Annotated in this window: 7 protein-coding genes; all 7 read left to right on the top strand. The window is 72.0% G+C overall.

Translation table 11 applies throughout. The features are described from left to right. Positions 1–147: 147 nt before the first annotated feature. The 7 genes from fbaA to J7F03_RS38565 all read left to right on the top strand — a co-directional run bounded on the left by fbaA (position 148) and on the right by J7F03_RS38565 (position 9,005). Positions 148–1,170, top strand: coding sequence for a class II fructose-bisphosphate aldolase (gene fbaA, locus J7F03_RS38595; protein WP_214957881.1), 1,023 nt, complete (start codon positions 148–150; stop codon positions 1,168–1,170). Between the two features lie 92 nt (positions 1,171–1,262). After that, complete coding sequence (locus tag J7F03_RS38590) at positions 1,263–1,676, top strand: DUF3151 domain-containing protein (protein ID WP_214957880.1); 414 nt, start codon at positions 1,263–1,265, stop codon at positions 1,674–1,676. Positions 1,677–1,916: 240 nt separating this feature from the next. Beyond that, a complete protein-coding gene (locus J7F03_RS38585) occupies positions 1,917–2,765 on the top strand; it encodes a tryptophan 2,3-dioxygenase family protein (RefSeq protein ID WP_214957879.1) in 849 nt (282 codons plus the stop codon). Continuing rightward, positions 2,758–4,020: a kynureninase gene (gene kynU / locus J7F03_RS38580; protein WP_214957878.1), complete on the top strand. Its 1,263-nt coding sequence runs from the start codon at positions 2,758–2,760 to the stop codon at positions 4,018–4,020. The genes J7F03_RS38585 and kynU overlap by 8 nt, the downstream gene beginning before the upstream one ends. 181 nt (positions 4,021–4,201) lie before the next feature. After that, positions 4,202–5,095: an alpha/beta hydrolase gene (locus J7F03_RS38575; protein ID WP_214957877.1), complete on the top strand. Its 894-nt coding sequence runs from the start codon at positions 4,202–4,204 to the stop codon at positions 5,093–5,095. 252 nt (positions 5,096–5,347) lie between these two features. Beyond that, positions 5,348–6,928 carry a PKD domain-containing protein gene (locus tag J7F03_RS38570; RefSeq protein ID WP_214957876.1) on the top strand — a complete coding sequence of 527 codons (1,581 nt, stop codon included), beginning with the start codon at positions 5,348–5,350 and terminating at the stop codon, positions 6,926–6,928. Between the two features lie 385 nt (positions 6,929–7,313). Beyond that, a complete protein-coding gene (locus J7F03_RS38565) occupies positions 7,314–9,005 on the top strand; it encodes a hypothetical protein (protein WP_214957875.1) in 1,692 nt (563 codons plus the stop codon). Positions 9,006–9,061 lie beyond the last annotated feature (56 nt).

Raw genomic sequence — 9,061 nt, 5'->3', positions numbered from 1 at the left:
GAAACACTCCACCCGGCCGGACCCATGTTGCGCCGCCACCGAGGTGGAGTGTGTCGCCGAGTCTGGAAAGATGGCCACGACGGCAACGTCGCCCCCAGGTCAGGGCCCGCAATAAGCACACTCCCCGCACATCCAAGGAGCGGACAGATGCCCATCGCAACCCCCGAGGTCTACAACGAGATGCTCGACCGGGCGAAGGCAGGCAAGTTTGCCTACCCGGCGATCAACGTGACCTCGACCCAGACCCTGCACGCTGCGCTGCGCGGCTTCGCGGAGGCCGAGAGCGACGGCATCATCCAGATCTCCACCGGTGGTGCGGAGTTCCTGGGTGGCCAGTACAACAAGGACATGGTCACCGGCGCCGCCGCCCTGGCCGAGTTCGCGCACATCGTGGCCGCGAAGTACGACATCACCGTCGCGCTGCACACGGACCACTGCCCCAAGGACAAGCTGGACGGCTACGTCCGCCCGCTGCTCGAGATCTCCGCCGAGCGCGTGGCCCGCGGTCTGAACCCGCTCTTCCAGTCGCACATGTGGGACGGCTCCGCCGAGACCCTGGCCGACAACCTGGCCATCGGCCAGGAGCTGCTGGCCAAGGCCGCCGCCGCGAAGATCATCCTTGAGGTCGAGATCACCCCGACCGGCGGCGAGGAGGACGGCGTCAGCCACGAGATCAACGACGAGCTGTACACCACCGTCGAGGACGCGCTGCGCACCGCCGAGGCCCTGGGCCTGGGCGAGAAGGGCCGCTACCTGCTGGCCGCCTCCTTCGGCAACGTCCACGGCGTCTACAAGCCGGGCAACGTCGTCCTGCGCCCCGAGCTCCTCAAGGACCTCCAGGCCGGCGTCGGCGAGAAGTACGGCAAGCCCTCGCCGTTCGACTTCGTCTTCCACGGCGGCTCGGGCTCCACGGCCGAGGAGATCGCCACCGCGCTGGAGAACGGCGTCGTGAAGATGAACCTCGACACCGACACCCAGTACGCCTTCACCCGCCCGGTCGTGGACCACATGTTCCGCAACTACGACGCGGTCCTGAAGGTCGACGGCGAGGTCGGCACCAAGTCGAAGTACGACCCCCGCACGTGGGGCAAGGCCGCCGAGGCCGGCATGGCCGCGCGCGTCACCGAGGCCTGCGCGAACCTGCGTTCCACGGGCACCAAGCTCAAGTAGTCGCCCGAAGCCTTGGGAAGGGCCCGGCCCCGACGTCCGCGGACGGCGAGGCCCGGCCCTTTCCGCGTGCCGCGATACCCCAGACTGTGGGCATGTCCATTCACCAGAACCTGCTCGGGGGCCCCGCCCCCACCCACCTCCCCGACGAGCCGGGCCGCGAGGCCATCGCCGCCGGCACCCCCGCCGTCGAGGTGGCGGCCGCGCACCCGACGTCCTCCCTCGCCTGGGCCGTCCTCGCCGACGAGGCCTTCGCCGCCGGCCGCACGGTCGAGTCGTACGCGTACGCCCGTACGGGCTACCACCGCGGCCTCGACGCGCTGCGCCGCGCGGGCTGGAAGGGCCACGGCCCGGTGCCGTGGAGCCACGAGCCGAACCGCGGCTTCCTGCGCGCCCTGAACGCCCTGGCCCGCGCGGCCGGCGCGATCGACGAGAAGGAGGAGTACGAGCGCTGCTCGACCTTCCTGCGCGACTCCTCGGAGACGGCTGCGGACGTCCTCGGCGCCTGACGCGGTACGAGGCCGGGCGGGGCCGGCGCACGGCCCCCGCCCGGCTCCGGCCGGTCCCGTCCGCCCCACCCGGCCCGCCCGGCCCACCCGGCCCACCCGGGTCGCCGGCTGTGACGTACGCCACTGACTATTGAAGCCCTGCGGCACGACGGTCTTATGATGCGGACAGGGGACCGGAGCTCCACTCACCTCACGGAAGGAGCGGACCGCTACCCGGAAGCACGTATCGAGGAGACAGCGATGTCGCACGCCCTTGATGCCTCCGGAGACGGCGGTTCGGACACCCCGAACCTCGACTTCGCCGGCACGACCCCCTACGAGGACTACGTCCAGGCGGACGTCCTCACCCACCTCCAGCACCTGCGCTCGGACGACCCGGGCGAGATGGTCTTCCTGGTCACCACCCAGGTCATGGAGCTGTGGTTCACGGTCATCGTCCACGAGTGGGAGACCGCCGCGCAGGCGCTCCGCGAGGACGACCTCTCCGTCGCGACGGACGCGCTGAAACGATCCCTCCGCGAGCTGGAGGCCCTCAATGCCTCCTGGCGCCCCCTCGCCCAGCTGACCCCGGGCCAGTTCAACGCGTACCGAGCCGCCCTCGGCGAGGGCTCCGGCTTCCAGTCGGCGATGTACCGCCGGATGGAGTTCCTGCTCGGCGAGAAGTCCGCTTCCATGCTGGTCCCGCACCGCGGCGCCCCGCGCGTCCACGCGGAGCTGGAGAAGGCCCTCCACGAGCCCAGCCTCTACGACGAGGTCCTGCGCCTCCTCGGCCGCCGCGGCCTGCCGGTCCCGGCGTCCGTCCTCGACCGCGACCCGGCCCAGCGCTACGAGCCCTCGCCCGAGGTGGAGGCCGTCTGGACCGCCCTGTACGCGACCCCGGATGCCCACCTGGACCTCCACCGCCTCGGCGAGGTCCTGACGGACGTCGCCGAGCTGGTCTGGCGCTGGCGCAACGACCACCTGGTCGCCACCCGCCGCGCGATGGGCGCGAAGACGGGCACGGGCGGCTCGGCGGGCGTGACCTGGTTGGAGAAGCGCGCGACGAAGAACGTCTTCCCGGAGCTCTGGACGGCGCGCAGCCATGTCTGAGCCGAACGCGTACCCGGACCCGACCCCGGACCCGGACCCGACCCCGGACCCGACCCCGGACCCGACCCCGCTCGCGCGGCGGGCCGCACGGCTGGACGCCGCCGACGACCTCGGCAAGCTCCGTGAGCGCTTCACCCTCCCCGAGGGCGTCGTCTACCTGGACGGCAACAGCCTCGGCGCCCTCCCGGCGGGAGTCGCGGCCCGGCTCGCGGAGGTCGTCACGGAGCAGTGGGGCACCCGCCTCATCCGCTCCTGGACCGAGGGCGAAGCCAACTGGTGGAACGCCCCCGAGCGGATCGGCGACCGGATAGCTCCCCTGGTCGGCGCGGCCGCCGGCCAGGTGGTCGTCGGCGACTCCACCAGCGTCAACCTGTTCAAGGCCCTGGTCGGCGCCGCCCGCCTCGCCGCGCCCGGCCGCGGCGAGATGCTCGTGGACGCCGCCACCTTCCCCACCGACGGCTACATCGCCGAATCGGCGGCCCGTATGACGGGCCTGCGGGTCGTCCCGGTGGACCCGGCGCGGGCGGCGGAGGCGATGACGGCCGACACCGCCGTCGTGCTCCTCAACCACGCCGACTACCGCACCGGCCGCCTGCACGACCTCCCCGGCCTGACCGCCACCGCCCACGCGGCGGGCGCGGTCATCGTCTGGGACCTGTGCCACACGGCCGGCGCCCTGCCCGTCGACCTCGACGCGCACGGTGTCGACCTCGCGGTCGGATGCTCGTACAAGTACCTCAACGGCGGCCCCGGCGCCCCCGCGTACCTGTACATCGCCGCCCGCCACCAGGCCGCCTTCGACTCCCCGCTGCCGGGCTGGAACGGCCACGCGGAGCCCTTCGCGATGACCCCGTCCTACGAGGCCGCACCCGGTGTGGTCCGGGGCCGGGTCGGGACACCGGACATCCTGTCCATGCTCGCCCTGGAGGCCGCCCTCGACGCCTGGGACGGGGTCGCGGTCGAGGACGTCCGCGCGAAGTCCCTCGCGCTGACCGACTTCTTCCTCGAATGCGTGGCGGCGTACGTCCCCGAGGGCATGGTCGAGGTGGTCACCCCGGCCGGGCACGGGCAGCGCGCCAGCCAGATCTCGCTGCGGACGCGGGACGCGGCCGGCGTCATGCGCGAGCTCATCTCCAGGGGCGTGATCGGGGACTTCCGGGCCCCCGACGTCCTGCGCTTCGGCTTCACCCCGCTGTACGTCGGTTTCGCCGACGCGGAGCGTGCGGCCCGCACACTGGGTCACATTTTCGGGTGACCTGGTAGCACCGGGTAGCGAAACGTCACATCAGCACGTGGGCGGGGCTGCGGCCCCGCCCACGCCTGTGTGGGCCCGGCCCGCCACGGAAGGGCCCGTTCCAGCCTGATACGGTCCCGCTCTGCCGGGTACACCGGAACATCAGTCCCCCCTGCCCCACGCGTTACCGGAGGTTGAGCCGATGACGGACCCCGCAGTCGAACGGGACGCCGCCGAGGCCGCCTCGGCCTTCTCTCATCCGCCGGTCGCCCCCGACGCGACGGCGGCCTACGGTGAACACCCCGACCAGATCGTCGACTTCTACGCCCCGCGCGGCGAGGGCGCGCAGGGCCCGGAGCGTTCCGCCCCGCTGGTGGTCGTCCTGCACGGCGGCGCCTGGCGCGCCCCGTACGACCGGCAGCACATCACCCCCTTCGTGGACTTCCTGGCCCGACAGGGTTTCGCCGTCGCCAACGTCGAGTACCGGCGCGGCAGTTCCCTGCCCCACCAGGACGCGGCGGGCCCCGTCGCGGGCCGCTGGCCGGAGACCTTCGACGACGTGGCCGCCGCGATGGACGCCCTGCCCGCGCTGGCCGCCGCCTCCCTGCCGCAGGCCGACCCCCGGCGCATCGTCCTGACCGGCCACTCGGCGGGCGGCCACCTCGCGCTGTGGGCAGCGGCCCGGCACGTGCTCCCGCACGACGCTCCGGCCGGCTGGAGGCTGCCTTCCCCGCCGCTGCTGCGCGGCGTGGTGGCGCTCGCCCCGATCGCGGACTTCACGGTGGCGCAGGAGCTCGGCGTGTGCGGGGGCGCTTCGGCGCAACTGCTCGGCGGGGAGGTCCCCTTCGGCGAACGGCGCCCGTACGCCGACCCGGCGGCGCTGCTCCCGACGGGCATCGCGACGGCGGTGGTCCAGGGGCGGAGCGACATCGTGGTCCCGGAGGCGGTGTCCGAGGCGTACGTGGCGGCGGCCGCGCAGGCGGGGGAGATGGTGGGCCTGACCCTGCTGGACGGGGTCGGCCACTTCCCGCTCATCGACCCGGCGGCGGACGCGTGCGCGGTGGTGTCGGAGGAGATCGCGCAGCTCGCCTGGTAGAGCCCGGCGGCGCGGTGCACGGGCAGCGTGTGCACGAAGCGGTGTCCTCCTCCGCTGAACCGGCCAGGTTGGGACGTATCCGCGCCAACTCCCCCGCGCCCGGGGATACCCGGGTGATCAAGCCCCTGCGGGTCTGTACGCTGAGCGGGATTTCATCCTGAGCGTGTTCAAAAAAATGGGGGGCCGGTGCGCAATCGCCGTCTCGTAATGTCCGCTGCCGCCATCGTCGCGGCCGGATCAGTATTCATACCGGTGACGGCCCACGCGGCCGACCCGGTCACGCCGGGCGCCCAGGGGGTGGCTGCGCCCGGCATGGACCTGAAGAAGGCCTCGGAAGGGTTCCAGACCTTCACCAGCCCTGCGGACCGTACGGTCCGCAAGGCGCTGTCCGCCGCCAAGGGCGCCGCCGTGGCGTCGCAGGCCGAGGCGGGCAACCCGGGCCTGGGCATCGTGCTGGAGGCCCAGGCCGTGTCCGCGCACGGCTTCGAGCTGAAGACCACGGTCGACAGCGCGAACACCCAGCTCAACGTCGTCATCGACTGGGGCGACGGGAACTTCGACCGGGCCGACCCGTACGGCGCCGCCGTGCTGACGCACACGCACACCTACGCGAAGCTTGGCGAGTACCCCGTCAAGATCACCGTGACGGACGCCGCGAACAACGCCGAGGTCACCAACGTGCTCCCGCTGGAGACCGCGGGCTCGGACTTCACCCCGTACGGGCCCACCCGCCTCCTGGACACCCGTAACGGCACGGGCGCCGCGAAGGCCAAGGTCGCCCCGTACGCCACCTCCCGCGTGAAGGTCGCCGGGAACGGCAAGATCCCGGCCGGGGTCACGGCCGTGGTCCTCAACGTCACCGTCACCAACACCACCAGCGCCGGCCACGTGACGGCCTTCGCCTCGGGCCGCGAGCGGCCGACGACCTCGAACGTCAACTTCGAGGCCGGCCAGACCGTGCCGAACCTGGTGATCGTGCCGGTCGGCAAGGACGGCTACGTGGAGCTGTACAACGGCGGCTGGGAGTCGGTCGACCTGATCGCCGACGTCACCGGCTACTTCGGCCGGAAGGCGGCCGGCGGCTACACGCCGCGGACGCCGGCCCGCATCGTCGACACCCGCGTGGGCGACGGCGTCAAGCGGGGCCAGGTGCCCGGGCAGGGGTCGTTCAAGATCCAGATGCCGGCCGGGCTCCACACGGCCCTCGCGCTCAACGTGACCGTCACCAACCCGCGGCAGGACGGTCACCTGACCGCCTACCCGAGCGACCAACCGGTGCCCACCACGTCGAACGTGAACTTCTCCGCCGGTCAGACCGTCGCCAACTCGGTGATCGTGCCGGTCGCGGCGGACGGTTCGGTCACCATCCGCAACGGCAGCTGGCAGCCCACCGACGTGGTCGTCGACCTGGTCGGCTCCTACGGCATCGACAGCTCGGGCTCCTTCGTGCCGTTCGACAAGCCGGTCCGCAGGCTCGACACCCGGGCCTGGGACAAGGGCCAGTCGCCCGCCCGCGGCTACACCTACATCCCGTTCTCCCCGGGTGAGGACGGCGTCGCGGGCTACGTGCTGAACACCACGGTCACCAACACCCGCGGCGACGGCTTCCTGTCGGTCGCACCGGACCCGAACACGGTGGAGCAGTACCGGAACAAGACGAACGGCTGGCCCGAGCGGCCGGTCTCCTCCGCGCTGAACTGGACGGCCGGCAAGACCGTCCCGAACCTGGTCCAGGCGAGCTCCGGGAACAACGGAATCGTCGACTTCTGGAACCAGGGCTGGCAGGACGTCGACCTGATCGTCGACATCTTCGGCTATTACGACACCAAGTAGCCGTTCTCGTCGGCGCCCCGGGACCGGTCGTACGGCCGGTCCAGGTGGCGGGACCGGTCGCCGGGGCCGCGAGGGCGGACCCGGTCTGGCCGGTGAACGCCGTCAGTACGGCGAGCAGCAGGGCGCCGGAGGCCAAGGCCGTACGGCTTCTCCCCCGGGCTGCGGACATACCTCTGCCACGTGGCAGCAAACTCATGAACCCCCCAGTTCGAGCAGGCCCGACCTGTGACCAGCACAGGAGTTCGCGGGCGGGCGGAGTTCATCCCGTTGCCGGGCTTGCTCGAAACGCGGTTATGTACGCTGGCCAGGCTTTGGACCTGATCGACCGTTAGAAGAAAATGGGGGGCCGGTGCGCAATCGCCGACTCGTAGTTTCCGCTGCCCTCGTGGCAGCGGGTGTGGGGCTCATACCCGGGATCGCCCAGGCGGCGGGTCCGGTCGCTCCGGCGGCGCCCGCCGCGCAGGGGGCGGCCGCGGCCGGGACCGGTCCGGAGGTGGCGCAGAAGCTCAAGGGCAAGACCTTCAGCAGCCCTGCCGACCGTACGGTGGTCACGCCGAAGTCCGGCGCCCAGGCCGGGGGGACCGCGCGGGCGCAGGGGGCGCAGGGGGCGCAGGACAGCTCGTACCCCGCGATCGACCTGGAGGGCACCGGTCACACCGCGCACTCGATCGATCTGCGGACCATCATCACCACCACGGACGCCGCCGCCCTCGATGTCGTCATCTCCTGGGGCGACGGGGCCACGGACAAGTTCGTCGCCACGATCGCCGGCTTCGGCTCCGACCTGCGATACACCAAGCATAAGTACGCCGCGGTCGGTTCGTACGACGTCAAGGTCACGGTGAAGAACACCGCGACCGGCGCCGAGGCCGTGAACGGGCTTAAGTTCACCACCGCGGGCAACGAGTTCACCTCGCACGCGCCGACCCGGCTGCTGGACACCCGCGCGGGCATCGGCGCCGCGCGGGCCAAGGTCGGCGGGCGGAGCTCGGTGGCGCTGAAGGTCGCGGGCGTCGCCAAGGTCCCCGCCGCGGTCCGCGCGGTGGTCCTCAACGTCACCGTCACCAACACCACGGGACCGGGCCACATCTCGGTCGGCCAGGACAAGGCCCTGACCGAGGGCGCCGAGACGTCCAACGTGAACTACGTCGCGGGCCAGAGCGTCCCGAACCTGGTGATCGCGCCGGTCGGCGAGGACGGGTACGTGCACCTGTTCAACGCCGGCTGGCAGTCGGTCGACCTGCTCGCGGACGTCACCGGCTTCTTCACGCCGGCGCCCGCCGCCGGCTACGGCGCGCTGACCCCGACCCGCGCCGTCGACACCCGCGAGGGCGTCGGTACGGCGAAGGGTCAGGTCCCCGGCTACGGCACCTTCGACGTCGAGATCGCCGGGCGCGGGGGCGTGCCGGCGGGCGCCACCGCCGTGGCGCTCAACCTGACCGCCACCAACCCGCGGGCGGACGGTCACCTGACCGCCTACCCCAGCGGGCAGGCGGCTCCGGTCACCTCGAACGTGAACTTCACCGCCGGTCAGACCGTCGCCAACTCGGTGATCGTGCCGATCGGCCCCGACGGGAAGATCGCCGTTCGCAACGGCAGCTGGAACCCGGCCGACGTGGTGGTCGACGTCGTCGGCTACTACACCCCCGACAGCCGGTCCGCCTTCGTGACCGCCTGGGTGCCCATGCGGATGCTGGACACCCGCAAGGACCTCAGCTGGGGCCTTCGGAAGGCCGGACCGGTGCCGGCCCGTACGTACGAACCCATGCCGCTCGAGGGCGATACGACGACCCCCGACATCGACGGCTGGGCGCTGAACACCACGGTCACCAACACCACCGGGACGGGCTTCCTGTCGGTCGCCCCCGACCCGAACTTCAGGTACCAGTACCGGGAGGGCACCGCGGTCACGCCGCAGCGGCCCGTCTCCTCGGCCCTGAACTGGACGGCGGGCGCGACCGTCCCGAACCTGGTCCAGACGCCCGGGGGCAAGGGGGGCATCGTCGACTTCTGGAACCAGGGCTGGGCGAACATCGACCTGCTCGTCGACCTGACCGGCTACTACCAGACGAACTGATCCACCGGCGGGTACGCGGAAGGGGCGGTGCGCCGTGGCGGTTTCTAGGGATCGTC

It is taken from the genome of Streptomyces sp. ISL-43, from assembly GCF_018614195.1.
GTDB lineage: Bacteria > Actinomycetota > Actinomycetes > Streptomycetales > Streptomycetaceae > Streptomyces.
Note: the sequence above shows the minus strand (reverse complement) of the source record. Positions and strands in the feature narration are given on the sequence as shown.